This window comes from [Clostridium] ultunense DSM 10521 (assembly GCF_000511955.1).
Lineage (GTDB): Bacteria > Bacillota > Clostridia > Tissierellales > Tepidimicrobiaceae > Schnuerera > Schnuerera ultunensis.
In genome coordinates this window covers 1-1,660 of record NZ_AZSU01000006.1, presented here as the reverse complement: position 1 = coordinate 1,660, position 1,660 = coordinate 1, and the positions used below count along the sequence as shown (strand labels likewise).

1 tRNA gene and 1 rRNA gene are annotated in these 1,660 nt (G+C 45.2%); both read left to right on the top strand.

Going from position 1 to position 1,660, the window contains the following annotated elements:
- Positions 1–33: 33 nt before the first annotated feature.
- Positions 34–109 (top strand) — tRNA-Ala (locus CUL_RS0113015).
- A gap of 203 nt (positions 110–312) precedes the next feature.
- Positions 313–1,660: ribosomal RNA gene (locus tag CUL_RS19545) — 23S ribosomal RNA — on the top strand; the annotation flags it as partial.

The window sequence follows — 1,660 nt, the reverse complement described above, 5'->3', positions numbered from 1 at the left end:
TAAACAAAGTACTCACACTGTTTTGTTATATATGGGGGTGTAGCTCAGTTGGGAGAGCACCTGCCTTGCAAGCAGGGGGTCAGGAGTTCGAATCTCCTCATCTCCACCATTATGACCTAACCCAATGAGCGTTAGCGAATTGTAGGTAGGTCAAACGCAATGAGAACCAAATCTATGCGAACGATAGTGAGCAAATAGATTTGAGTTTTGAAACTGCGTATAAAGTTATTCAAACCACAATTAAATGAATAGTTTCAATGATTGCAGTTTGAGAAGTTGTTCTTTGAAAACTAAACAGTAAATTATATTTCTGGTCAAGCTAATAAGGGCATAGGGTGAATGCCTTGGCACCAGTAGCCGAAGAAGGACGGGATAAGCGCCGAAACGCCTCGGGGAGTCGCAAATAGACATTGATCCGGGGATATCCGAATGGGGAAACCCACTTAGACAAACTCTAAGTATTCCTTGCTGAATCCATAGGTAAGGAAGGGAAGACCAGGGGAACTGAAACATCTAAGTACCCTGAGGAAAAGAAAGAAAACTCGATTCCCTCAGTAGCGGCGAGCGAAGGGGGAAGAGCCCAAACCAGACAATGTCTGGGGTTGCGGACACAACACAAAGAAGTGATTTAGGTAGTCAAAGGGTCTGGAAAGTCCCACCATAGAAGGTGAAAGTCCTGTAGACGAAACTTAAAAAGCTTTAGTTGTGCTCCAGAGTACCACGGGACACGAGAAATCCTGTGGGAAGCTGGGAGGACCACCTCCCAAGGCTAAATACTAACTGGTGACCGATAGTGAAGAAGTACCGTGAGGGAAAGGTGAAAAGAACCCCGGGAGGGGAGTGAAAAAGAACCTGAAACCCTATGCCTACAAGCAGTGGAAGCTCAATATTCGAGTAACCGCGTACTTTTTGTAGAACGGGCCAGCGAGTTATGGTATTAAGCAAGGTTAAATACTTTAAGGTATGAAGCCGTAGGGAAACCGAGTCTTAATAGGGCGAATAAGTTTAATGCCATAGACCCGAAACCGGGTGACCTACCCATGGGCAGAGTGAAGTTGAAGTAAAATTCAATGGAGGCTCGAACCGTTTAGCGTTTAAAAGCTATCGGATGACCTGTGGGTAGGGGTGAAAAGCCAATCGAACTCGGAGATAGCTGGTTCTCCTCGAAATAGCTTTAGGGCTAGCCTCGAGAAAGTGAAGTGGAGGTAGAGCACTGATTGGTCTAGGGGCGCATAGCGTTACCAAAACCTATCAAACTCCGAATGCCAAATTCATAATTCTCGGGAGTCAGACTACGTGGGATAAGCTTCGTAGTCGAAAGGGAAAGAGCCCAGACCACCAGCTAAGGTCCCTAAATCCAAATTAAGTGGCAAAGGATGTAAGGTTACACAGACAACCAGGATGTTGGCTTAGAAGCAGCCATACATTTAAAGAGTGCGTAATAGCTCACTGGTCGAGTGACCTTGCGCCGAAGATTTCCGGGGCTTAAATTTGGTACCGAAGCTGTGGATTGCCGTGAGTTTAATACAATTTTCAAGGAAAGGCCAAAGATGAGGAAATCTTTGCCGAAAACGACCTTAATACATTAAAGTTAAAGTTTTCGGCCAGATTAATCAGCTAAAATTGGTACCTGCTTGAGAGCTGTATTAAGCTCACGGCA